We start from the raw sequence: 24,481 nt of genomic DNA, 5'->3' as shown, positions 1-24,481 counted from the left end.
GCTCGACAATTAGCACGATCGTACTTTATGCTGCCAGCGCCAACGAGGAGATAATGATGAGCAAGGGGCGCCTGACCCGGGAAAACATTTTGCAGACTGCCTTCGAGCAGGCGAGCCAGCAAGGGCTGGAGAGCCTGACCATAGGCTCGCTGGCCAGCGCCTGCGAGATGTCGAAAAGCGGCCTGTTTGCCCACTTTCAATCCCGCGACAATCTGCAGATCGCCGTGCTGGAGTACGCCGCCGAGGTGTTCCGGCTGCGGGTGATCCAGCCGGTACGCCAGCAGGAGCACCATAGCCAGCACGACAAGCTGATCGCCCTGCTGCGTGCCTGGCAGGCTTGGAACCACTGCTTCGCCGGACGCTGCATGTTCCTCGACGCCTGGACCTCGGTGCAGGATGGCCATGAGCAAAAGAGCCCTGTGCAGCAAGCCGCCCGGCAACTGGTGCGCTTCTGGCTCGACTATCTGGCCCGTCAGGTAGTGCAGGGTCAGGCCGCAGGCGAGTGGCGACAGGAGATGGATCCCTGGCGCGCCGTTTACCGCCTCTATGGCCTCTATCTGGCGGATCAGGTGTTCAACGATCTCGAACTGTGTCAGGATCCGGCCCGCCACTTCTGGCCCGAGGTGGATGCTCTGCTCGCCAGCTGGCGCTGATGTTTTGGCATCCGTTCAACACTAATTTTTAAAAACCAACAAAAAAGCACGACCGTTCGCACATAAAAACCACAGGATGACCATGAGCAGCAAGATCTACTTCAACACCCGCCGCTTCAGCCCGAGCAAATGGCTGCTGGGGATCGGCACCCGGTTGCACCACAGACTCGCCCCCACCCATGCCAAGCGCACCGCCAGCAAGTTGCTGCTCACCCCCCAACGCAACCAGCGCGGTGGCCACGAACCAGCCGGTCTGGTGAAGCAGGCCGTCCATACCAGCGAAGGGGTATTGATGAGCTATCGGCTAGGTCAGGGGCCGCTGTGGCTGCTGATGCACGGCTGGTCCGGCAGCGCCAGCCAGTTCTATCCGCTGATGAGCCATATCGCTGCGCAGGGTTTCACCGCCATTGCCTACGATCATCCGGCCCACGGCCAGAGCGCAGGCAACACAGGCCACCTGCCCCGTTTCGTGCGCGCCTTCGACGAGCTGGCGACCAAGCTGGCCAGCGAAGTAGGCCCGCTGCACGGGGTCATCGCCCACAGCATGGGAGGCGCCGTCACCCTCTCCAGCCGTCAGGCGGGTATCGATACCCTGCCGCTGCTGTTGATTTCGCCGGTGCTCGACTATGTGCCCCAGCTCTACGGCATGGTGGCGCGCTCCGGCTACTCCATCCGGTTGTTCGATGCGGTGGTCAAGGAGATTGAGCAGGAGTACCAGCACCCCTTGAGCACGGTCGATCCACTGGGTCGCCTCGCCAGTCGCAGCGGCGCGGCGATAATCGTGCACGACGAGGAGGACAGATTTGCCCCGCACGGCGATTCCTTGAGGGCCAGTCAGGATGGTCATACCCGGCTGGTGAGCACCCGGGGACTGGGCCACGGTCGCATCCTCGCCAGCGCCCCGGTATTCGCCGCCTTCGATCAGCTGGCGCGACCGGAAAATCCTCACCGCGCCCTTTGACACGGGGCCATGAAAAAAACGGGCGAACGCCCGTTTTTATATTTGATACAGCGCCTTATAGTTAACTTGTCAGTGGGAACATTCTTGTCAGAACACGATAAGGCGCCAGCATATGGCCAGACCCAATACAGCGTTGTTGCTCACCGGTGGCGGTGCTCGCGCCGCCTATCAGGTCGGCGCCCTCAAGGCGATTGCGGAGCTCTACCCGCGCAATCTCGGCATCCCTTTTCCCATCCTGTGTGGCACCTCGGCGGGGGCTATCAATGTCACCGCGCTCGCCTGCTACGCCTCCTGCTTCCATCTGGGGGTGCGCAAGCTGGAGTGGGTCTGGCGCCGTTTCGAGACTCACCACATCTTCGATTTTCACCCGGGGCGCCTGCTGTGGCGGTTGATGTACGAAGGGTCGGCAGGGCTGATCAATCCCCACACCAACCACGCCTTTCACCTCTTTGACAACGCGCCGCTGCACCGCCTGCTGGATCAGCTCATCGACTATCACCGCATCGATGACAACATCCTCTACGGCAGTCTGGAGGCGCTGGCCATCACGGCATCGGATTACGATGACGGCCTCTCCACAACCTTCTTTCAAGGGCGAGCCGACCACCATCCTTGGGAGCGAGCCAGACGGCGCGGGGTACGCACCGTGCTTACATCTGAGCACCTGCTCGCCTCCTCGGCATTGCCCTTCGTCTTTCCGGCCACCCGGATCGGCGAGAAGTTCTACGGCGACGGATCCATCCACCAGCTGAGCCCGCTCAGCCCCGCCATCCATCTGGGTGCGGAGCGGATCCTGCTGATCACCCTGGATCCGCCAGCCCACTCGGCGCCGACCCATCACCACGGTCATCTCACCAGCTCCAATATCGCCAGCCATCTGCTCGATACCGTCTTTACCGACACTCTCAACTCCGATCTGGAGCGGCTGTGGCGCATCAACCAGACTCTGGATCTGATCCCTGAGCGGGAGCGCAATCGCCTCAAGCTGAAGCGGGTGGAGACCTGCGTGCTAAAACCGAGTCAGGATCTCGACACCATCGCACTGGCCTACCTGCGCAAACTGCCGCTAAAGTTGCGCCGCCTGTTGCGGGTGCTGGGTGTGAAGGGGGATGAGACCAGCAGTCTGGCCAGCTTTTTGATGTTCTATCCGGGTTATTGTCAGCAGCTGATCAAGCTGGGCTATCAGGACACCCTGAGGGAGCGGGAGCGCGTCGTCGCCTTCCTCGATATCGAAGGGCTACCAAAAGAGCGGGAGTAAAGGGGGCGGCCGATGAGTGCGAGGGGACTCAGCGCCCCTCCAGCAAACGCTGCTCCGCCTGCTCCATCGCCACCACGGTACCAAACAGGATCAGCCGATCCCCAGCCGCCAGCACCAGCTCGGGTCTGGGCTCCAGACTCTGATCCCCGCGCTGTACCTCCTTGATCCGCACCTCATCAAGCGGCAACTCGCGCACTTCACGGCCTACCGCCCACGCCTGATCGTGCAACAACAACGGATGGAGGCGTTCAAGCAGCTGATCTGCCTCCAGATTGCTGGCGCTTTGATCCCCCCAGTAGAAGCCGTGCAGGAAGCGATACTGGCTGCTGCGCTCCAGCTCCATCCGACGGATCACCCGGCCAATTGGGATATCGCAGTTGAGCAGCAGGTGGGAGACCAGCATCAGGGCCCCTTCCTGGGATTCGGGGATCACCTCAAACGCCCCCGCCTGCTTGTACTGCTCCAGAAAACTGTCATCCCGGGTACGCACCAGCACCTTGAGATCCCCCGCCAGTTCGCGGATCAGTGCCAGCATCGCCTCCACCCGCTTGCGATCATCGAAGGTGATGATCACCAGCCGTGCCCGCAGCAGCCCGGCAGCCAGCAGAATATCGCGGCGGCTGGCATCGCCGAAGGCCACCTGCTCCCCCGCCAGCTTGGCCTCGCTCACCCGCTCGGGGTCGAGATCGAGGGCCAGAAAGGGGATCTCTTCGATTTTGAGGAAACGGGCACAGGTCTGCCCGGCCCGGCCAAACCCGGCGATGATGACATGCTGGTTTTTGCTCAGGCCCGACTGGGCCACCTCGGAGCGGGTCAGCAGCGCCGGATCGGTCAGGCTGCGGGCCAGCGAATGGGCCTGGGTCACCAGCCAGGGGGTCATGGCGATGGAGATGATGCCGATGCCGATCAGCAGGGAGACCAGTTGCTGATCCAGCAAGCCGTGGTGGAGCGCCAGCGCCAGCAGCACGAAGCCGAACTCCCCCACCTGACTGAGCATGATGCCGGCGGCCATGCTGTCGCGCTTTCGCTCCCCCATCAGCCGCCCGGCCAGCAGCACCAGTAGGGATTTGCACAGCACCAGCAACACCACGCAGATCAGTACCTGCCACCAAGCCCGCGCCACCAGCTCCCACTCCATGGCCATGCCGATGGTGATAAAGAAGAGCCCCATCAGCACATCGCGAAAGGGCTTGATGTCTACCTCAAGCTGATGACGGTAGTGGGACTCCCCCAGCATCATCCCCGCCAGAAACGCCCCCAGCGCCATCGACAGCCCCAGCGAATGGGTCATGTAGGCGGCCAGCAGCGCCACCAGCAGGGCGCTCAGCACAAAAAGCTCGTCGGAGCGGGCCCGCGCCACCTCGTGAAACAGCAGCGGCAGCAACCACTTACCGACCGCCAGCAGAGTGAAGAGGGCAAACAGCCCCTTGAGGGTGGCCCAGGCGATCTCGGCGGCCAGGGCGCTCCCTTGCACTTCCGGCTGGGCGAGGATCGGGATCATCACCAGCAGGGGCACCACCGCCAGATCCTGAAACAGCAGCACGCTCACCCCCAGCTGGGCGCGGCGGGTGTGGAGCTGCTTCTGCTCGCCGAGCTGCTTGATCACCACAGCCGTGGAGGAGAGTGCCAACGTTCCCGCCACCACCAGCGACTGGGCCAGACCCAGCCCCCACCACCAGCCGATGGCGAAGAAGAGCAGTGACGTGAGCAGCACCTGCAACATCCCCACCCCCAGCACCAACCGACGCATCGCCAGTAATTTCGGCAGGGAGAACTCCAGCCCCAGCGAGAACATCAGAAAGACGATCCCCAGCTCGGCAATGGTCTGCATGATCGACTGGCCGGTGATCACCGCCAGCCCGTGGGGGCCGAGCAAGACGCCGGCAATCAGGTAGGCGAGGATGACCGGCAAGCCGAGGCGCCGGAAAGTTGCCACCAGCAGGACGGCGGCGAACAGCAGGATCAACAGATCGGTGTACAAATTTTCCTCTCCTTTTATCGACTTAAGCTTAGTCAGCCGATCTGGCGGGCAGGAAAGATATATTGGGCATGCCAATTGCAGGGAGGAGACAGTAGTCAGGTGTTACAGGTGGAAGACCATGGAAAATACGTCGTCACTTAATGGCTTTAGCCATGGCATCGAGCAGTGGGTTCGCCAGATGGAGCGGCTCACGCCGTTGCCCAGCGTTGAACGCAACCAGTTGCTCGAGCAGTTGTTGGGGCAGAGCGATCTCGGCGGTCTGCTGACAACTTTTGCCGATCGTGCGGCAAGAATTGTCAGGATCCACGGTCTCTACCTCGATTGTGGCCAGCCCCATGTGCTGATCCAGCACCCGCCGCTGGCCACCCTCAACCTGCACAACTATCCGTTCGAGCTGCGCGGCCAGCACGGCCAGCTGCTCGGCCAACTTCACTACGAGCTGGAACATCCGCTGAGCGGCAGTCAGCAACGGGCACTGATGCAATACCATCAGCTGCTCTGCCTGCTGCTCCCCCTCTATCTGCGGCTGGAAAAACTGGATCAGCTGGTCCGGCTCGATCACCTGACCGGCCTTGGCAACCGCTCCTACTTTGACGAGGCCATCGGCCGCGCCATCGAGCAGCACAGCCGAGAGCCCCACGGTCTGGTGCTGGTGCTGCTGGATCTCGATCGCTTCAAGCAGATCAATGACACCTGGGGCCATCCGGTGGGGGATCTGGTGCTGAGCCGCTTCGCCCAGCTGCTCAAGGGGTGTATCCGCAGCACGGATCAAGCCTTCCGGCTCGGGGGAGATGAATTTGCCCTGCTGCTGCAACCGGCCGAACCCGAGGCGTGGCGCCCGGTCTGGCTGCGACTGCAGCATATGTTGATGACCAACAAGGAGCTCAGCACCTTCTCGGTCGGATGCAGCCTTGGCGCCGCCAGCTGGCAATCCGGGGTCGATGTGCCGAGCCTCTACGAGGCGGCCGACAGTCACCTCTACGCCCGCAAAAAAGCCGGCAAGGCCAGCCCTAACGAATAATCCCGAACTCTTCTTTGCTCCGGCACATGCGCGCCATGTGACCGGAGCTTCTTTTTTTGGGGCTAATCCCCCCTCACACCGAGATCACCTCAGGCAAGATCCTGCTCGGGCAAAACCGGAGCTGCACCGCCCCCCTGCCAGTGACAGACCAGCCCGGCCCCCTGCGCCATAAAACCGTCGCAGACAAAGAGCCCCACCACCGCCGCTACCTGCTCGCCATAGTAGAGGATGGGGATGCGCCCCCGCTGCCACGAAGGCACGCCATACTCCTGCAGCAGCTTCTTCATCCGCCGACTGCCGCTTCGCCCCACCGGTTTGAGGGGGATCCCGGGCGCCACCTGAAAACGCACCGAGAGAGGCTTATCCGCTCGGGGGGAACGCAGCCGATCCTCGCCGTGCTCCGCAATGCGCACCACCAGCTCACCCAACCCGTCCGGCAGGGTCAGCGGCTCACCCACGGTCAACGGCAATACCTGATGGCAAGGTTGCAGATCAGGGCTCACCAGATAGAGCCGCTCCTGAAAACGGCGGCAGCTCTGGCGCCCCCAGTTGAGCTGGGGATTGGCATCGCCGCGCGCCAGCGCTACCTCCTGCCAGAGCCGGGCAAGCTGCTCACGGGATGGCATCTCCCCCCCTGACGGCGGATCCAGTAGCGCAGCAGGTTGTTGCGCCGGGTGGGTGAAAGGGCGTGCAGCGGGCCGATATGGAGCGCCTCCCCCTCGCCCGCCAGCTGCCAGTCACTCTCTGCCAGTTCATCCAGCAGCGCCTCCTGCTCGGCGCACAGAGCCATGCTGCGCGCCGCGGTCTGGGCCATGGCGGGCCAGCGCGCCTTGAGCTGGGGGATAAGCGTCTGGCGCAAAAAGTTGCGGTCATAACTCACGTCCTGATTGCTCTCATCCTCCACCCAGCCAAAGGGGAGGCTCGCCGCCGCCTCGGCCAGCTCGGCACGACTCATATCGAGCAGCGGCCGCAGCAGCAGACCGCCAGCAAAGGGCTGGCTTGGCAGGATCCCCGCCAGTCCACGCAGACCGGCGCCGCGCTTGAGGGCCAGCAGCAGGGTCTCCAGCTGATCGTCCTGATGGTGGGCGGTGAGCAGCCACTCCCCCTCCCGCATCCTAGCTGTCAGTCGCTGGTAACGGGCGGTGCGGGCCTGCGCCTCCAGACTCTCGCCATTGCCGCGGATCAGGGTCACCCGCTCGACCAGCAGCTCCACCGCCAATTGCTGACACACAGCTTCACAATGAGCGACCCACTCATCGGCATGGGGACTGAGGCCGTGGTGCACGTGCAGGGCGCGAAGCGGCAGGCTGTGCTGGCGGGCATACTGCGCCGCCAGCACCAGCAGCAGGGTGGAGTCGAGGCCGCCACTGAAGGCCACCAGCAGACCGGTGGAACCTTCCGGCGCTGGCATAGTCAGACAAAAGCGAGAATAAAGATGAGAAATCATAGGCTTCCCCAAAACGGACCGGCCGATCTTAGCAGAGTCGGGCTTATCAAGCTGCAACCCTGCTGCTAGAGTGAGGCTCGCCCGCCCTCTCCACCAGGCTGACCGCAAGGCGGTCGCACAACCGGTTGGAGCAAGGAAGATGGGCAGGGAAGCAAACAACCCGAATTGGAATCAAACAAGATGAACAATAAGAAAAGCTTACTGGCTGGCCTGATTGGACTGGCCCTGCTGGCTGGCTGCAGTCAGGCACCGCAAGACGCCCCCAAACACTCCGGGCTGGCGCTGGCCAATATGGACACCCAGGTCAAACCCGGCGATGACTTCTTCCGCTACGTCAATGGCAAGTGGCTCGCCACCGCCAAGATCCCCGACGATCGTCCCGCCGATGGCGCCTTCTACATGCTGCGGGACAAATCCCTCGCCGATGTACGGGTGCTGGTCGAGGAGCTGGCCAAGCAGGAGGCAGCCACCGACACGCCGACCCAGCAGATCCGCGATCTCTACGCCAGCTATCTGGATCAGGCAGGCCGTGACGCCAAGGGGCTCACCCCGCTGGCACCGGCGCTGGCCGATATCGACCGGATCGGTGATCAGGCTGCGCTGGCCCGCGCCTTTGCCCAGTCGGGCCGCATGGGCGGCGGCGCACCGTTCGGCATCTGGATCGACGCCGATGCCAAGTCCCCCGACCGCTATGCGGTCTACCTCTATCAAGGTGGACTGGGGCTGCCGGATCGGGACTACTACCTCAAGCAGGATCCCGACAGCCAGGCCCTGCGCCAGAAGTACCAGCAGCACATCGCCGCCATGCTGAGCCGCCTCGGAGAGTCTGACCCGAGCGGCAAGGCCAAGCGGATTCTGGCCCTCGAAACCCGGCTCGCCACCATCCAGTGGGACAACGTCGCGCTGCGGGATCGGGAGAAGAACTACAACAAGCGCCCCGTCAGCGAACTGGCACGGCTCGCCCCCCATCTCGACTGGCAGGCTTATCTCAATGCCGCGGGCATCGCTGGCCAGCCGGAGCTCATCATCGGTCAGCCGACCTATCTGAGCGCGCTGGATCAGGTGATGGCCCAGACCCCCATCGCCGACTGGCAGGCCTACCTCAAGTGGCAACTGCTGACCGACTACGCCCCCTATCTCGACAGCGAGACCGACCGCGCCAACTTTGCCTTCTACGGCACCACATTGAGCGGCACGCCCAAGCAGCGCGCCAGCTGGGAGCGGGCACTCGGGGTGCTGAACGATCATCTGGGTGAAGCAGTCGGCCAGCTCTATGTGGCCCGCTACTTCCCGCCAGCAGCAAAGGAGCGGATGGAGCAGCTGGTTGAGAACCTGCGCACCGCCTACGGTCAGAGCATCAAGGAGCTCGACTGGATGTCGCCCGAGACCAAGGCGCAGGCACTCGAGAAGCTGGCCAAGTTCCGCCCCAAGATCGGCTACCCCGACAAGTGGAAGGATTACAGCGCCATCACCATCAAACCGGATGATCTGGTGGGCAACCTGCAACGCTCGCAAGCCTTTGAATACGCAGACAGTCTGGCGCGCCTCGGCAAGCCGGTGGACCGGGACGAGTGGCACATGTCGCCGCAGACGGTGAACGCCTACTACAACCCGAGCAACAACGAGATCGTCTTCCCGGCGGCCATTTTGCAGCCCCCCTTCTTCGACATGACGGCGGATGATGCGGTCAACTACGGCGCCATCGGCGGGGTGATCGGCCACGAGATGGGCCACGGTTTTGATGATCAGGGGGCCAAATCCGACGGCGACGGCATGATGCGCGACTGGTGGACGCCGCAAGATCTCAAGGAGTTCCGCTTCCGCACCAGCCGCCTAGTGGCCCAGTACAACCGCTTCGAGCCCATCAACGGCCAGTTCGTCAACGGCCAGTTTACCCTGGGGGAGAACATCGGCGATCTGGGCGGCCTCACCATCGCCCACAAAGCCTACGAGCTGTCGCTGGATGGCAAGGAGGCGCCGGTGCTGGATGGCTTCACCGGCGAACAGCGCTTCTTCCTCGGCTGGGCGCAGGTGTGGAAAGGGATGTATCGTCCCGAGCTGATGCAGATGCTGCTGCGCTCCGACCCCCACTCGCCCCCCGAGTACCGGGTCAACGGCGTAGTGCCGAACATTCCCGCCTTCTACGAGGCATTCAACATCCAGCCGGGGGACAAGCTCTATCTGCCGCCCCAGAAGCGGGTGAAGATCTGGTAGCAACATCACGGCGGGCTCCCCGGGAGCCTGCACTCAAGAGACAGCAAGAGGTTGCAAGATGAACAGAGCATTGATGATGGCAGGACTGCTGGCCCTGCCGCTGGCGGCGCAAGCACAAGCCGAAGAGGGATTTAGCAAGCAACTGACCCTCCCCTCCGGGCAGGTGATCCGGGTGGCGCAGGGGGTGGGTGAGCCCGCCTCCATCGGCAGCTATGACGTGCGACTCTATTCGGGTCAGAACGCCCAGTTTCCACTGGATGAGTTTCAGGATGGCAAGGTGATGGCTCGTAACGGCTTTATCCGGGAGCTGAAACTGGTCGATTTGAATGGCGACAAACAGCCCGAGCTGGTGGTCATCATCGAGAGCGCCGGCAGCGGCAGCTATCAGGATGCCGATGCCTACACCGTCAGTCCGCAAGGGGAGCTGGAGATCTTCAATCAGGTCAAGGAGCTGGAGCCCAAAGAGGATGTGGTCAAGGCGCTCAAAAGCCCGCAAGACTAAGCCCTCTCCCCGAATCTGAAATATAAAAAGCCCTGATGATCAGGGCTTTGTTGTTTCTGCTGTTGGCGTAACCAGCTCAGAGGCGGGTCGCCCGAATGGAGACCTGCGGCAGCGCCATCTCGTGCTGGGCCGCCACCAGTTGCAGCTCGTAGGCTCCCGCCAGCCAGGTGCGAGCCAGCACGGCATCCACGCTGGCGTTGGTAAGCTCGAACGCAGCTACCGGGGTACAACCGGCCAGCAGATTGGCCAGCATGGTGGCGCTCAGCAGATCCCCCACCCCGATGGGGTGGCGGGCAAAAGGGTAGAGTGGGCGAGAGAGATGAAAGGTTCCCTCCTCGCACACCAGCAGCATCTCGAAGCGGTCCATGGCAAAGCCGGCCTTGCCCAGATGCTTGACCATCACCAGCTTGACCCCTTGCGCGCGCAGCTGCTGGCACGCCTCGATGGCCTCCGGCACATTGCGGATATCGCGGCCGGTGAGCTGTTCCAGCTCCAGCAGATTGGGGGCCAGCATATCGGCGCAGGCCAGTGCCCGATGTTTCAAGAAATCGGCAACGCCGGGTGCCACTATGCACCCCTTGTCGGGGTGACCCATCACGGGGTCACAAAAATAGAGGGCGGCCGGATTGATCGCCTTGAGCCGGGCCACCGCCGCCAGGATCTCCTCCCCCTGTTCGGCCGAGCCGAGGTAGCCGCTCAAGATCGCATCGCACTCGGCCAGCACGCCGATCTCCGCCAGGCCGTTTACCAGCTGACGGATATGGCCGCCGGGCATCACCATCCCCTGCCAGCCTTCGCGGTATTGGGTGTGGTTGGAGAACTGCACCGTGTTCATCGGCCACACCTCGATCCCGAGGCGACGCATGGGAAAAACGGCGGCGCTGTTGCCGGCACAGCCAAAGACTACGTGGGATTGAATGGAGAGCACTCGCTTCATGGTTGGCGACTCACGCAATAAGAACAGGAATTCCGGAGGGAAAAACGGGCCTTGCGGCCCGTTGTTGTCACTTTCGACTGTTGTCACTGTCGATTAACGCAGCACCTTGACGGTGTAGCTGCCATCGGCCTGACGATAGAGGCCGTGGATGTCGGTCTCGAAGCCCGGGTAGTGGGCACCGATCTCGCACAGCATCTCGAGGAACTCGAGCACCGGCAGAGAATCCTGGGTCACCATCTCGCCCGGCAGAACCAGCGGTACTCCCGGCGGGTACGGCAGGATCATGTTGGCGCTGATGCGGTCAACCATGTCACGCAGCGGCACTTCCACCACGTTGCCGGCCAGCTCTTGCTGCCATGCAGCGTGCGGAGTCATCTTCATCTCCGGCAGTACGTCGAACGCCTTGAACATCAGCTCCGGCAGACGGTACTTGCTGGTCAGCTCGTGAATGCGCTGCGCCAGCTCCTGGATACGCATACCTTCGTAGAAGCTCGGGTCTTCACGATAGAGGCTCGGCAGTATGCTCTTGATGGTCAGGTTCAGGTCGTAACCACGCTTGAACTCGGTCAGGGCACGCAGCAGCTGCATCGCCTTGGACTGATCGATACCGATGGAGAAGAGGAACAGCATGTTGTAGGGGCCGGTCTTCTCGACCACGATGCCGCGCTCGTCCAGGAACTTGGAGACCAGTGAAGCAGGAATGCCCTTCTCCAGCAGTTGGCCGTCACGACCCATACCCGGGGTCAGCAGGGTGACCTTGATCGGATCCAGGTACATGTGGTTGTCATCGATGTCCTTGAAGCCGTGCCAGTCATCTTTCGGATCCAGCTTCCAGCACTCGACGGTGTCGATGTTGTCCGGCTGCCATACGTCGAAGAACCAGCCTTCGCTCTGATCACGCAGACGCTTGATCTCTTTGCGGAAGGAGATGGCGCGATCGATGGAGTCCTTGATCAGACGCTTGCCGGTGTTGCCACGCATCATGGCGGCAGAGATCTCGGTAGATGCCACGATGCCGTACTGCGGCGAGGTGGAGGTGTGCATCATGAAGGCTTCGTTGAAGGTCTCTTCCTCCACGTCACCCTTGATGTGGATCATCGAGGCCTGGGAGAAGGCCGCCAGCAGCTTGTGGGTGGACTGGGTTTCGTAGAACACCTTGCCCGGCATCGCTGCACCGCTCATGCCGCACTTGCCTTCATAGATCGGGCTGAAGTTGGTGTAAGGCACCCAGGCACTGTCGAAGTGGATGTAAGGAGTATCCAGCGCTTCCTTGATGAAGCCGGTGTTGTAGAGCAGGCCATCATAGGTGGAATTGGTGACCACGGCGTAACGGGGAGCCTGGGCACCCGGTGTCGCGGCAACCTTGGCAGCGATGGTGTCGCGGCTAAATTCGCTCTGCGGGATACCACCCAGAATGCCGTAGGCGTTGCGGGTCGGACGGAAGTAGATCGGGGTCACGTCGTTCATCATCATCAGGTGAGTGAGCGACTTGTGGCAGTTGCGGTCAACCAGCACTGTGCTGCCGGCCGGCGCGGAGTACATGCCGACGATCTTGTTGGCAGTGGAGGTGCCGTTGGTAACGATATAGGAGCGATCGGCGTTGAAAGTACGGGCGATGTACTCTTCGGCTTCCTTGTGCGGACCTGAGTGATCCAGCAGGGAGCCCAGCTCCGGCATGGAGATGGAGACGTCGGCCTTGAACGCGTTCGGGCCATAGAAGTCATAGAAGATGCTGCCGGCCGGGCTCATCTGGAAGGCGGTACCGCCCATGTGACCCGGAGTACAGAAGGTGTATTTACCCTCTTCCACGTACTTGAACAGTGCCTTGGTGAACGGCGGCAGGATGGCGTCCTGATACTCCTGAGTGGCCTGACCCATCTTGAGGGCGATGTCGTCAGCCATGCCGAGACGGTACTCGAAGAAGTGCACGTTCAGACGCAGGTCGGTCAGGTGAATATCCAGGGTGGACTGGTCGTTGGCGAAGGCGAAGATCGGCAGCTTCTCGTTGCGATCGTGGATCTCCTTGCACAGGCCCAGCGAGTATTTGTCCCAGTCGAAGATGGCGCCGCAAACGCGGGGGTTCTTCTCAATCAGTTTCAGCAGGTCAGCGACGTCGACCGGATAAACAACCTCGAAACCCTTGCGCTCGAGGGAGGCTTGCAGCTGGCGAATGGGTTCTTCTTTAAAGAAAACGCCCAGGTGGTTGAGGATGGCAATGATATTCATCTTGATGCTCCACACGTAATGGGGCGCTCTCCATCAGGGATGGTGAGTGAAGAGCGCTCGGAAGATAAAAGGGGGAATTAGTTGCTGGGTTGTTCGCTCAGCAGGGCGTCGTGCTGACGCAGACCCTGTTTTTTGGCGTAGAACATCAGGATGATGAGCGACACCACGAAGGTAGCGGTAAGGTTGGAACCCTTGGCACCCATCAGGGCCACCAGACAGAAGACACAGGCCACACCGGAGAAGATCATCGCGCCGATGCTGCGGGAGGTCATGCCCTCGAAGCGGATGAGGTTAATGCTGGAGTAGAAGTAGGGCAGCATGGTCAGCAGCACCGCATCTGTGGTCAGCACGTTGAAGAGATCGGCAGCGTGAGCGGACTGGGAGGTGAAGGCGGTCAGGCCAATCATCAGGGCAGTCATCTTGAGGGAGCCCAGGATCAGACCCTTCTTGGCCACGCCGTTCTTGTCCACTTCACCGTAGATTTTCGGGAAGTTGCCGTCGTTGGCGGCACGCTTGCCCGCCTCGCCTACCAGCATCATCCAGGAACCGAGCGAGGTGAAGCAGGCCAGAGCGGTGAAGGCAGAAACAAACGGCGCAGACCAGCTACCGAAGATGGCGGAAGAGGCCATGGCAAACGGGGCGCCGGAAGCAGCCACTTCACCGGCCGGGAACATGCCGCTGATCACCTGGGTAGAGAGGATGTAGATAACACCCGCGATACCAGTACCCAGCATGGTGGCAAGCGGTACGGTGCGCTTGGGGTTCTTCACCATGCCGGAAGAGACGGCGGCAGATTCAACACCGACGAAGGACCAGAGGCAGATCAGCACGGCGCTGATGACCGCATGCAGGTCGCTGCCGCTGGTGGTGTTCCAGTTCTGGCTGTAGACGGTGGCATCAAAATGACCCCAACCCATCACCGCAGTACCGACAACCGGCAGCAGGATCAGCACCAGACCCAGAGTACAGAGTCGGCTTACCCAGCTACCGCCAAGCAGGTTGACGAAGGTGAAGATCCAGACGGCAGCGATGGTGGCTGCGGCAGCCGGAATTGGGCTGTTGAGAATGGGGAAGAAGACCGAGAGGTAGGAGACACCGGTAATGGCGATGGCCAGGTTACCGATCCAGTTGGCGTGGTAATAAAGCACACCAGTCTGGAAACCGAACACCGGAGAGATCTCGCCAGCGTAAGCAATGGGGCCACCCTCTTGCGGGTTCTTGGTAGCCAGGCGGGCGAAGACAAAGGCGAGGCCCATGGCGCCTACCAGACAGATTGCCCAGCTAAAGACAGAGATGGAGCCGATGGTGGCCAGTGCCGAAGGCAGCAGCGCAATACCACTCCCCATCATGTTGCCGGCCACCACACCTGTACAGGCGATAAGGCCAATCTTCTTGCTCGTATCTAGGGACATAAGATCTCCGGTTCTATAAAAGGTCGGGTCGTCACATACACATTTGGCGGAACGCCCCGCCAAAGAATGGGCACAGACTAGGCCTCTCATCCCCGGAAAACATAAAGACCAGCTAACGGATAAAAATATGAGGCAACTTTTTTCGCCGCCTCATTATTTTTGACAAAAACACTTTAAAAACAGCACCTTGACATCATGACACACCACCATCTTGATAAAACCTTGATATCCTTCCGCCCCATTTCTGCCCCTTGATAACCCCCTTATCTCGCCGTCTTGATATTTTTGACCAGATAAACCCGGGATAAAGCAGCTCCCATTACGCCCCCCTGCCCTTGCGGCCATTTGGAAGCCCTGCTGATCATCACCCTGAGTGGCCGCTCACCTCCTGCTTTCCCCTTCGCTCGGCTCATCACAATCCAAACTCAGAGGTAAAGCGCAACGGCGATAACCGGTAAGCAATGAGAAATGGGTCGAGACAGACAGCTTATCCCGCCGCCAACCATGAGCAGATGTCACAAGCTGCACACGGCGTGAAGCCGAACAAACGCGAGTGCAGCGAATGCCGCGTGCAAGGCAAAGGCAAGTGGGGATAGTGGGGATAGTGGGGATAGTGGGGATAGTGGGGAGCTGCGGGGGATAAATCGGGCCGCACCAGAGCGACTATCCCCGGTGGCAAACAAGCAGGATTGAGACAAGCAGAAACCGCACAGGCCGCCCGAAGGCAGCCTGTGGATGAGGTCGGCAACCGCACCGACCCAGGGAGAACCAAAACTGCGATGTTAGAAGAGCTTCACCTTGCTCTGGCCCAGCGCATTGAACAGGGCTGGGGTGAGGCTCTCCATATTGCTGTAGAAACCGAGCTGCTGGCAGAGCAGATAGGTCTGCTCGGTCGCCTCCATCAGAAAGGCCTGACTGTAGGCATCCCCCGCCGCCTCGGGGCGGCCATCCAGCTCCGCCAGCTTGCCCTGCAGTATGTAATAGAGCACCGAGCGGCCGCGACTCGCCGCCTTCTCCAGCAGATAGTTGGCCTGCTGTTGCTGCCCGTTGAGGATCGCCTGCAGGGTCAACGCCTCCCACACCCGAGCAGGGAGAGCGCCGCTGTTTTGCACCACGCTGGCGAGATGAGCGCCAATCCCCTGCAGCCGCTCGCTCTCGGATTTACCCGCCAGGGTGGCCAGCGCCTCGCCCGCCAGATAGCGCTCCGCCAGCAGCAGCGGCTGATCCGGATGGGCAATCAGCGCCTGCTCCAGCAGATCGATGCCGCGCTTGAGGGCGACCGGATCCCGGCTGTTGATGTAGTACTGCGCCTCCATCATCGCCATCAGGGAGGCATCATCGGTCGGCCAGCCCATCCCCGGCTCGGCATCGGGCTGGTCGAGGGCGCGCAGCAGATCCTGGCTGCTCGCCTGCAACACGCCGTGCACACTGTGGCGACTGAGCTGGTACTGATGGCTGAACAGCACCCGGTTGGTGTTGATATTGCGATACTCCAGATCGAGATAGGTGCCGCGCGGCTGGCGGGTGACCCGCACACTCAGCTCCTTGCCGGGCATGATGCCCCCCATCAGAGTGGTGGCACCGTACTGCACCCGCAGCGGCGTAGCCACGGCCACCTCCCCCATCAGGGCGCGGGTAATGCCGTCGGCGAGGCGCACGTTCTCGTTGTTGTCATCCATGCCGGAGTGAAAGCGGAACACCAGCAGATTGGGATCCAGCATGGCATGCACCTGGGGGCTGGTGTGCTGGTAGCTGAGCATGCTGACAATGGCGATCAGCACGATGGCAACGAAGATATCGAAACTCACCATCTTCCAGCGGCTGCGAGCATCCTTGGCATGGGTGGAGATGGCGCGGGTCAGGGGCCCGGCGGGAAAAGGGGCGACATTGGGCTGTGCATCATCATCATCCTGCTCAGCCGCGGGCGGGCTCAGATCGGAGAGCGTCGGGTTGCCTGAGAGAGCGGTATTGACCGCGGGCGCGGGCTGCTCGTCCGCCATCACCACGGAAACCACCTGTAGTGGCCGCACCGGTGCCACCAACTTGTAGCCGCGCTTGGGCACGGTAACGATATAGTCGGTCGCATCGGTGCGACCATCTTTGAGGATCTTGCGCAGTTCGAAGATGGACTGAGTCACCACCTGATCGGTCACCTCGGCGCCATCCCACACCTCGTTGATCAGGGCATCGCGGCCAAACACGGTGCCGGCATTGTGGGCCAGAAACCGCAACAGATTGACCAGTCTGGGTTCGAGGTAGACCTCGCGGTCGGGGCGACACAACATGTTGTCGTCAACGCTCAGGGTCCAGTCGTGGATCTCAAAAACCGATTCGCTCATGATTCACTCGCTGCAGATGGTGACAATGCACGATGAGAGAGACGCAAAACCCGGGCTGACTGAACGGAACAAGGCGCTATCACCACAGGTGACAGATAAAAAGAGAACCGAAGCAATCACATCTCTGAGAGTCAGTCTGGCCAGGCCATCCTGTTTACGTCTGAAGGGCATCCTTGCGGGCATTCCGACCACCGGGATCGGAAGGGATCACTTTAAGCAAAACGGGAGCTGGATCCCACTTTTTTTGGCTATAAATCGCCGTTGAGTTGATCCGACACCGCACTTTTCGGCAAATAGCGTGCCAACTAGTATTCATATGAACATCCCATATGCCGTAATCAAAAAGCCCTGAACATCAGGGCTTTCTCATTTCTTCGACCATCGGGGAGACGTTACTTCGCTACCGGGAGCGCATCCTGCTGACGACTGCGGCGCAGATGACGCCGCCACAACGAGAAGCCGCCGTAGCCAAGACTCAGCACCACCGCATAGAACACCTGAGTGGCGAGCGCCGCCAGCACCAGGGCGCAGAGCAGCACGCTTATCCCCGCCAGCCCCTTGCCCACCCCGCCGAGCAGGCGCCAGCCCGCCGCCATGCAGAGCAGGTAGACCAGCACGAAGTTGCCGTTGGCGTAGCGGATCAGCTCATCGAGCGGCAGTCGCAGCCAGATGATAAGGGTGATGCAGAGCAGACAGATAGCGAGCACCAGACCGAGCGCCCGCAGCGGCGCGCCGCGCGCGGTGAGCACGGCCAGCGAGGGGGGCAACTTGCCTTCCCGCGCCATGCTCCAGATCAGCCGGGCAAAGCCCTGAATGTAGATATTGATGCTGGCAAAGCAGGAGAGGTAGCCGAGCACCGCCACCAGCCACTTGGCGGTGGGGCCAAACAGCAGCGCCAGCAGGGAGGGGATGGCGGTGGCGTTTTTCGCCTCATCGCCGTAGAGGCCATATTTGAGCACCACCAGCGAGTGTACCCAGTAGATCAGCCCCGCCAGCAGTACACCGCCGAGCAGGGCGATGGGGTAGTCCCGCTCCGGCCGCTTGAACTCCTCCCCCATATGAGCAAAGGCTTCCAGCCCGACGAAACACCAGAACATCACCGCCAGCGCAGTGGCCATAGGGGGCCACTCATCCGCGCTCGGCAGCGGCCGGGCCGCATCGCGCCAGCTCACCTCCCCCTTGAACCAGATAAGCAAGGTGAGCCCCAAAATGGCCAGCGCGATCAGCAACTGCAGGTTGCAGGAGGAGCGCGCCCCGCGCAGCCCCAGCAGAAAGACCCCGAGCAGGGTCAGCAGCTGGATGGCCCAGAGGGTCCACTCCCCCATCTCGAACATGGCGTGCCAGAAGCCGGCGGCAATCATCAGGGCGGCAGGCAGGCCCACCGGCAGCACAGCCAGAAACAGGAAGGCGGAGAAGCGCTCGGCGCCGTTGCCAAAGGCGAGGCCAATCAGGTGCGGCGCACCGCCCGCATGGGGATAGCGACGGCCGAGGCGAGCGAAGGTAAAGGCGATGGGCAGCACCAGCGCAATCAGCAGCAACCATGCCCAGAGCGAGGCCCCACCCGCCAGCGAGGCGGCAGTCGCCGGTACCACGAAGATCCCGGTGCCGAGCAGCGAGGTGGCGAGCAGCCCCATCCCCTGCCAGAGCCCGAGATCCTTTTTCAACCCAGACATATCCTTTTGTCCCGACTAGAAAAACATCCCGCCATGTTAGGCCTGCTCCGCCCCTTTGTTAAGCACGATGGTTAAGCGCGGCAGCGAGAATATGCAGCCTTTTATTCGGGCTCGGGCCCAGCTTGCAGGGACTCGGCCAGAAAATCCCCCAGCAGGGTGATTTTGAGCACCTGCCGCCGCGCCGCCGGATAGATGAAGTAGAGGGTCTTGGCCGGGCTCTGATAGCGACCAAGCAGCGGCAGCAGACGCCCCGCAGCGATATGCTCACGCACCTGTTCGGCGGGCTGCAAGGTGATGCCAGCCCCCGAGAGCGCAGCCGTCAACAAGGCTGGCCAGTGATTGATGCGCAGGCGCGAGGCTACCCGCACCTCCTCGCTCTGACCATCGCCCCCGACAAACTGCCAGCGCTCGTGCTCCCCCCAGTTGCCGTGCAGGCACTGGTGGCGAGCGAGATCGGCCGGATGACGGGGTACTCCGTGGCGATTGAGGTAGTCGGGGGCCGCGCAGAGACGGTAGTGCTGGGTCAGCAGCGGACGGGCAATGAATGCCTCATCCTGCGGGCGCAGGGTGCGAATGGCGGCATCGAATCCCTCCTCCACCAGATCGACCCAGCGCGGAGTGAGCTGCAGATCCAGATCCAGCTTGGGGTAGCGGTCGAGAAAAGCGGGCAGCAGCGGCACCAGCCGGTGGTGGCCAAAGCTGAGGGGAGCGGCGATGCGCAGCCGTCCGGCCGGCTCGGCCAGCAGGTTCTGGGTGAGCGACTCGGTCAGTGCCAGCTCCTCCAGTACCCGCTGGCAGCGAGCGAGAAAAAGCTGGCCCAGCTCTGTCAGGGTCTGCTGGCGGGTGGTCTTGTGAAACAGCTTGCCCCCCAGCCACTGCTCCAGTCCCAGCACATGCTTGCCCACCATCTGGGCGCTGATCCCCTCTTCGCTCGCCACCGCGCTGTAGGAGCCGAGATCCACCACCCGGATGAAGATACGCATGCTGGTCAATCGGTCCACAACCCCTCCTTTTTTCCCGTTTCAAGGCCGTTTGGCCCGCGACCAGGGCCCTGATTCACAACCAAAAGTTTAGTAAGAAATGGATTTTAGCCAATTTATTCAACCTTTAGTTACCAATACAGTGATGCCATCCCTCCCCCACAGGATAAATTCCCATGAAAAGCACCTATCTGGCCGCCCTGCTGGTCGGTCTACTGGCGAGCGGCGCCAGTCAGGCTGCCGAGAGCAGCTTTATCAGCAACCACGACCATGCCCCTGCCTCAGCAACTCAAGCCCGGCCCGATATCTTTCGGGTCAGCCTGCTCGGCACCGGCACTCCGGTGCCCCAGATCAGCCGGGGCGGCTACAGCACTCTGGTCGAGGCGGGCAACCAGAAGCTGGTGTTCGATTTTGGCCGCAACTCCGCCACTCGCCTGTGGCAGCTGCATATCCCCATCGGCCGGGTCAACGCCTTCTTCCTCACCCACTTTCACTCCGACCACACCAACGGGCTGGCGGATCTCTGGCTGACCGGCTGGCTGCAACCGGCCTATGGCCAGCGCCACGCGCCGATGGAACTCTACGGCCCCAAAGGCACCACAGCTCTCGCCCGTGGCTTGCAGCAGGCCTACGCCACCGACATCGCCACCCGGGTCAAGGATGAGGGAACGCCGCTGGACGGGGTGGAGATCAACAGCCACGAGGTCACCGCCGGGGTGATCTACAACCAGGACGGGGTCAAGGTAACCGCCTTTGACAACGACCACGGGGTCAACATCAAGCCGTCATTCGGCTATCGCATCGACTATCACGGCCACAGCGTGGTGCTCTCCGGCGATACCCGCTACACCCCCGAAGTGGTGAAGCAGGCCAAAGGGGCCGACCTGCTGGTGCACTGCGTCTCCATGACCTCTGCCGAACAGATGAAGGCCAACCCCGGCTACAAGGCGATCGCCGGTCACCTCGCCTCCCCCGAGCAGGCGGCCCGGGTAATGAACGAAGCCAAACCGGCGCTGACCGTGTTCAGCCATATCGGCCTCAACGGCAAGATCAGGGTCAAAGATCTGGCGCAGGATCTGCGCGCCCGCTACACGGGCCCCTTCGTCATCGGCAACGACCTGATGCAGATTGATCTGCCCACCACGGCCTCCGGCAAGGGCTATGCCCTCTGGCAGTCGGAGAATATCGACAATAAATAGATGGCACGGATGCCGGTCAGCCATGGCCGGCATCCGCAATCGACACCGGGGGCTATCTTTAAGGGGTGTTTGACCACAAGGAGTTATCTCTATGAGCCTGAAATGGAAGCACCTCGCCCTGGCCACTCTTCCCTTGTTCGGCATGTCGGCCGCTCAGGCGGCAGTGTTGACCAGCCTTGAATGGCCCCCTTACACCAGCGCCAGCCTCCCTGAGCAGGGCAAGAGCAGTCAGGTGGTGACCGCAGCCTTTGCCCTGGCTGGCGACCCGCTGACCATCAAGTTCTATCCCTGGCAACGGGCCGTGGACGAGGCGACCAACAACCCCGAGGTACTGGGTTATTTCCCCGAGTATCTCGACCCCAAGAGCAGCTGCCTCTTCTCCGACCCCATAGGTAACGGCCCTCTCGGCTTTGCCCAGCGAGCCGATCAGCCGGTCACCTGGCAGACCCTTGATGACCTCAAGGGCAAGAAAATTGGTGTCGTCACCGGCTATGTGAATACCACCGAGTTTGACGAAAAGGTGGCCAGCAAGGCGCTCTCGGCCGACGCCACCAGCTCGGACAGCCAAAACCTGCTGAAACTGGGCAATGGTCGGCTCGATCTGGCGGTTATCGACCAGAATGTGATGACCTATCTGCTGGAAAGCGATCCCCAGCTCAAGGACGTTGCCGCCAACCTCGGCTTCAACGGCAAGATCCTCGAGGACAAATCCCTCCACGTCTGCTTTACCAACTCCGCCAAGGGGAAAGAGGCGCGGGACAAATTCAACAAGGCGCTGGCCAGTGACGAGGTGAAGAAGCTGATGAAGTAGCGATACCGCATCCGCTCGCCGCCCCAAAAAGCCATAAAAAAGCCGCCTCTTGCGAGGCGGCTTCTTCATTCAACTTGGTAACCGGAGTTATCAGGCAATCAGCTTGTAGATGATACCGGACATGGCGATCAGGCCGATGATGGTCACGAAGCCGTTGCTGATGTTGCCAGCGTATTTGCGCATGGCCGGAACCTTGGTGATGGCGTACATCGGCATCAGGAACAGCAGCATTGCGATGATCGGGCCGCCCAGGTCTTCAATCATGCCGAGGATGCTCGGGTTGATGGTGGCGATGGCCCAGGTGGTCAGGATCATGAACACGGCAGTGACTTTGTTCAGTTGCTTGGTGTCAACGTTCTTGCCCTTCTCGCGCAGCGCCTTGGCCATCAGGCCGTTCATGCCTTCTTGCGCACCCAGGTAGTGACCCAGGAAGGATTTGCTGATGGCAACCATGGCGATCAGCGGAGCCACAGTACCGATAACCGGGTTATCGAAGTGGTTGGCCAGGTAGGACAGGATGGAGATGTTCTGTTCTTTGGCAGCAGCCAAGTCAGCCGGGGAGAGGCTCAGTACGCAGCTGAATACGAAGAACATAACGGTCATCACCATCATGACGTGGGCGCCCAGCAGGATGTTGCTGCACTTCTTCTCGGCACCTTCACCGTAACGACCTTTGTTGTCCACCGCGAAGGAGGAGATGATCGGGGAGTGGTTGAAGGAGAACACCATTACCGGGATAGCCAGCCACAGGGTCTTGATGAAGTCACCGTTGAAGGCGTCGGACAGGGCCGGAGCTTCAGTGATGATGGCACCGTTCCAGTGCGGGATCAGGTAGAACGCCAGACCCATCAGGGTGAGTACGAACGGGAATACCAGCACGCTCATCGCTTTGACGATAACCTGGCCGCCCAGACGAACAACCGCCATCAAACCGAGGATCAGGGCCAGTGACAGAACGGCACGGGGAGGTGCAGACATGCCCAGCTGGTGAACAATCACGCTCTCGACGGTGTTGGTGATGGCGACTGAATACATCAGCACGATCGGGTAGATGGCAAAGAAGTAGAGCAGGGTGATGAATTTGCCTGCGGTCTTGCCGAAGTGCTCTTCTACTACTTCAGTGATGTCGCCATCACGGGTAGAGCCGGACAGCACGAAGCGGGTCAGACCACGGTGAGCAAAGAAAGTCAGCGGCAGCGCCAGGATCAACATGGCAACCAGCGGCCACAGGCCACCTACACCGGCGTTGATTGGCAGGAAGAGCACACCGGCACCGATCGCGGTACCGTACAGACCCAGCATCCAGACCACATCGGCCTTGTTGACGCCGCGGGAGGTGTTGCTGGCTAAACGACCATCAGCTGCAATATTCATGTCAGACATACGTTGTTCCTGTCATCTAGGAAAATGGGATTCTTGTTTGGTCGGGCCTTGGCCCGGTTCCATCTCCCTGGAACGCCTGCTGTCCATCCTTGATATTAACCTCTCGCCCCCCGGCAACCTGGCCATCACTCCTTGTGACAACAGGATTGCAACAAACAACAGTGCGAGATTTTGACCCTGAGGGTCGGCGCCCGTCTCACTTAACAACCGATTAACGTGCGCCACTCTTGATGGGCTGACTTTAATTAAATGCCCTTATTAATCACAGCGTTTTTTTGAATTAATCAACCAAAGTTTGATTTTGGTCGCCTTTCGGGCGACCAAGATCACACTCAAAGCGCCTTATTGTGAGTTTTTTTTAACAATTCAACTTAGTTTCACTGGAATCAATGGCCTGCGAGCAGCTACATATTTGCAACAAGCCACCCGTTTAGCGCGGATTGTATGCAGCATGGCCTTGGCGTACCCTTGTGACTCACGCCTTTTTGTTGATTGATGATGACCATTACCCGTACCGATCTCGCCGAACTGGCGGTGTTTGCCGCCGTCGCCCGTCACCGCAGTTTCAGCAAGGCCGCCCTCGAACTCGGGGTCTCCGCTTCCGCCCTCAGCCATAGCCTGAAGGGGCTGGAAGCCCGTCTGGGGGTGCGGCTGCTCAACCGCAGCACCCGCGCCGTGGTACCGACCGAAGCGGGCCAGCGGCTGCTCAAGCAGCTGCTCCCCACCCTCAATACTCTTGAAGAGGCGCTTTGCGAGCTGGCCCGCAACAGCGATGAACCGGTGGGAAGGCTCAAGCTCTGCGCCCCCCGCGGCGCCATCGACAGCCTGCTGGCACCAGTGCTGATCGACTATCTGGCCCGTTATCCGCGGATGCAGGTGGAGGTAGTGGAGCAGGAGCTGATGCCCCGGCTGATTGAAGATGGTTACGATGCCGCGCTCTTTTATGGCGATCTGCTGCCCAAGGAGATGATCGGCATCCCCCTCGGCCCGCCCCAGCGTTATCTGGTGGTGGGCTCCCCGACCTATCTGGCGGAGCACGGTACGCCGGAACACCCAAGCGAGCTGAGCCGCCACGCCTGCATCGGATATCGCCTCACCCCGCACCACCACTATCGCTGGGCCTTTGCCGCCCATGGCACCATGCTGGAGATCGAAGTGACCGGGCCGCTCACTACCAGCACCCCAGCCCTCTATCTGGGCGCCGCCGAGGCGGGGCTGGGGCTCGCCTACTGTCTGGAAGAGGAGGTGAGCCAAAAAGTCGCGGAAGGGAAACTGCTCACCGTGCTGGAGCCCTGGTGCCCCACCTTTGCCGGTTTCTACCTCTTCTATCCCAGTCGGCATCAGCTGGGCAGCGGGCTGCGCATCCTGATCGACATGCTCAAGGCGCACTACCAAAACCCCGGATTAGTGAGTAATACTCAGCAATTCATCAAGTGAAACCCTTATTATCACCAAATAAGTATTAATCTAGACTAGCTGTTCGA

At 61.1% G+C, this 24,481-nt stretch carries 17 protein-coding genes and 1 pseudogene; 9 read left to right on the top strand and 9 right to left on the bottom strand.

The window, feature by feature from the left end; genetic code table 11:
• The first annotated feature begins 56 nt into the window (after positions 1 to 56).
• The 3 genes from ACTG2J_RS05365 (at position 57) to ACTG2J_RS05355 (ending at position 2,872) form a co-directional block, all read left to right on the top strand.
• On the top strand, positions 57 to 653 hold the full coding sequence (locus tag ACTG2J_RS05365; RefSeq protein WP_257687153.1) for a TetR/AcrR family transcriptional regulator: 597 nt from the start codon (positions 57 to 59) through the stop codon (positions 651 to 653).
• 82 nt (positions 654 to 735) lie between these two features.
• Entirely contained in the window at positions 736 to 1,614 is an 879-nt protein-coding gene (locus tag ACTG2J_RS05360) for an alpha/beta hydrolase (RefSeq protein WP_236287164.1), read from the top strand.
• Between the two features lie 112 nt (positions 1,615 to 1,726).
• Positions 1,727 to 2,872 carry a patatin-like phospholipase family protein gene (locus tag ACTG2J_RS05355; protein ID WP_005347843.1) on the top strand — a complete coding sequence of 382 codons (1,146 nt, stop codon included), beginning with the start codon at positions 1,727 to 1,729 and terminating at the stop codon, positions 2,870 to 2,872.
• Between the two features lie 28 nt (positions 2,873 to 2,900).
• Here the strand turns inward: ACTG2J_RS05355 and ACTG2J_RS05350 are convergent, their stop codons facing one another.
• Positions 2,901 to 4,853, bottom strand: a complete 1,953-nt coding sequence (locus ACTG2J_RS05350) for a monovalent cation:proton antiporter family protein (RefSeq protein WP_005338473.1) — start codon at positions 4,851 to 4,853, stop codon at positions 2,901 to 2,903.
• A 118-nt stretch (positions 4,854 to 4,971) separates the two neighbouring features.
• Between ACTG2J_RS05350 and ACTG2J_RS05345 the strand changes: the two genes are divergently transcribed.
• Positions 4,972 to 5,874, top strand: coding sequence for a GGDEF domain-containing protein (locus ACTG2J_RS05345; protein ID WP_257687148.1), 903 nt, complete (start codon positions 4,972 to 4,974; stop codon positions 5,872 to 5,874).
• 89 nt (positions 5,875 to 5,963) lie between these two features.
• Here the strand turns inward: ACTG2J_RS05345 and tilS are convergent.
• Positions 5,964 to 7,321 (bottom strand): annotated as a pseudogene (gene tilS / locus ACTG2J_RS05340) (tRNA lysidine(34) synthetase TilS).
• 180 nt (positions 7,322 to 7,501) lie between these two features.
• Here tilS and ACTG2J_RS05335 point away from each other — a divergent pair.
• Together ACTG2J_RS05335 and ACTG2J_RS05330 are read left to right on the top strand one after the other, a co-directional pair.
• Positions 7,502 to 9,535, top strand: a complete 2,034-nt coding sequence (locus ACTG2J_RS05335) for a M13 family metallopeptidase (protein ID WP_257687150.1) — start codon at positions 7,502 to 7,504, stop codon at positions 9,533 to 9,535.
• Between the two features lie 58 nt (positions 9,536 to 9,593).
• Entirely contained in the window at positions 9,594 to 10,037 is a 444-nt protein-coding gene (locus tag ACTG2J_RS05330; RefSeq protein WP_201943266.1) for a PliI family lysozyme inhibitor of I-type lysozyme, read from the top strand.
• A gap of 76 nt (positions 10,038 to 10,113) precedes the next feature.
• On the opposite strand, the gene pdxY is transcribed toward ACTG2J_RS05330, so the two are convergent.
• From pdxY to ACTG2J_RS05300, 6 genes are all read right to left on the bottom strand, one after another.
• On the bottom strand, positions 10,114 to 10,974 hold the full coding sequence (gene pdxY / locus ACTG2J_RS05325; RefSeq protein WP_201989760.1) for a pyridoxal kinase PdxY: 861 nt from the start codon (positions 10,972 to 10,974) through the stop codon (positions 10,114 to 10,116).
• 93 nt (positions 10,975 to 11,067) lie between these two features.
• A complete protein-coding gene (locus ACTG2J_RS05320; protein WP_201983905.1) occupies positions 11,068 to 13,200 on the bottom strand; it encodes a lysine decarboxylase CadA in 2,133 nt (710 codons plus the stop codon).
• A gap of 77 nt (positions 13,201 to 13,277) precedes the next feature.
• Complete coding sequence (gene cadB / locus ACTG2J_RS05315) at positions 13,278 to 14,612, bottom strand: cadaverine/lysine antiporter (RefSeq protein WP_042079861.1); 1,335 nt, start codon at positions 14,610 to 14,612, stop codon at positions 13,278 to 13,280.
• Positions 14,613 to 15,394: 782 nt separating this feature from the next.
• On the bottom strand, positions 15,395 to 16,951 hold the full coding sequence (gene cadC, locus ACTG2J_RS05310) for a lysine decarboxylation/transport transcriptional activator CadC (protein WP_439997260.1): 1,557 nt from the start codon (positions 16,949 to 16,951) through the stop codon (positions 15,395 to 15,397).
• A gap of 392 nt (positions 16,952 to 17,343) precedes the next feature.
• Positions 17,344 to 18,624: an L-methionine/branched-chain amino acid transporter gene (gene yjeH, locus ACTG2J_RS05305; protein WP_439988923.1), complete on the bottom strand. Its 1,281-nt coding sequence runs from the start codon at positions 18,622 to 18,624 to the stop codon at positions 17,344 to 17,346.
• A 101-nt stretch (positions 18,625 to 18,725) separates the two neighbouring features.
• Positions 18,726 to 19,625: a LysR family transcriptional regulator gene (locus ACTG2J_RS05300; protein ID WP_439988924.1), complete on the bottom strand. Its 900-nt coding sequence runs from the start codon at positions 19,623 to 19,625 to the stop codon at positions 18,726 to 18,728.
• 155 nt (positions 19,626 to 19,780) lie between these two features.
• Here ACTG2J_RS05300 and ACTG2J_RS05295 point away from each other — a divergent pair, with 155 nt between their 5' ends.
• Positions 19,781 to 20,803 (top strand): MBL fold metallo-hydrolase, encoded by a 1,023-nt coding sequence (locus ACTG2J_RS05295; protein WP_439988925.1) that lies wholly within the window; start codon positions 19,781 to 19,783, stop codon positions 20,801 to 20,803.
• Positions 20,804 to 20,894: 91 nt separating this feature from the next.
• Positions 20,895 to 21,614 carry a substrate-binding periplasmic protein gene (locus tag ACTG2J_RS05290; RefSeq protein ID WP_088869933.1) on the top strand — a complete coding sequence of 240 codons (720 nt, stop codon included), beginning with the start codon at positions 20,895 to 20,897 and terminating at the stop codon, positions 21,612 to 21,614.
• A gap of 90 nt (positions 21,615 to 21,704) precedes the next feature.
• Here the strand turns inward: ACTG2J_RS05290 and ACTG2J_RS05285 are convergent, their stop codons facing one another.
• Positions 21,705 to 22,997: an HAAAP family serine/threonine permease gene (locus ACTG2J_RS05285; RefSeq protein WP_005338498.1), complete on the bottom strand. Its 1,293-nt coding sequence runs from the start codon at positions 22,995 to 22,997 to the stop codon at positions 21,705 to 21,707.
• A gap of 498 nt (positions 22,998 to 23,495) precedes the next feature.
• Here ACTG2J_RS05285 and ACTG2J_RS05280 point away from each other — a divergent pair, with 498 nt between their 5' ends.
• Positions 23,496 to 24,434: a LysR family transcriptional regulator gene (locus ACTG2J_RS05280; protein ID WP_113738963.1), complete on the top strand. Its 939-nt coding sequence runs from the start codon at positions 23,496 to 23,498 to the stop codon at positions 24,432 to 24,434.
• The last annotated feature ends 47 nt before the right edge of the window (positions 24,435 to 24,481 follow it).

This window comes from Aeromonas sp. 6P (assembly GCF_051919525.1).
Classification (GTDB): domain Bacteria; phylum Pseudomonadota; class Gammaproteobacteria; order Enterobacterales; family Aeromonadaceae; genus Aeromonas; species Aeromonas veronii.
The sequence above is the reverse complement of the archived record's forward strand: the minus strand, read 5'-3'. Positions and strand labels throughout refer to the sequence as shown.